The sequence below is a fragment of the Photobacterium sp. R1 genome, from assembly GCF_054600795.1.
Map to the genome: position 1 here is coordinate 1 of NZ_BAAHZP010000171.1, position 386 is coordinate 386.

1 protein-coding gene is annotated in these 386 nt (G+C 47.4%); it reads right to left on the bottom strand.

Annotated elements, in window-relative coordinates; all coding sequences use genetic code 11:
- Window positions 1-307 (bottom strand): AraC family ligand binding domain-containing protein (locus ACYP03_RS24525; protein ID WP_459782452.1); only part of this gene is annotated, 307 nt, incomplete at its 3' end.
- Between the last annotated feature and the right edge of the window lie 79 nt (window positions 308-386).

Sequence of the window (386 nt, forward strand, 5' to 3'; positions counted from 1 at the left end):
AATCCTGGCTGATTTGTTCAAAATGCTGAGGTAACGGATACAGGGCGCGATAACTCCAGCCAGTTTCCGTTGCGGAATAGCCAGTGTGAATCTCGTCTGCGTTCACCAGAATAATGGTGTTTTGTGGGGCCAGATGCTCAGCGCCGTTGTGGTAAAAACCCTGGGCACCTTCGCTGATTACGCCGATGCAATAACCTTCGTGAGAGTGGCGGGAGAAAGTTTGTTCAATATAATCAGCATTCAGATATTCCAGGCCATCCAGTTCATCGACATGTCCGTATGTGATCTTAGCTTTCTGCCTGCCCATTATGCTGCCTTTGAAATACCCGGTGTTATCCGGCACTTTATCTTAATTTCCCGCTGGCTGTTTTGTACGAAATTGTCTT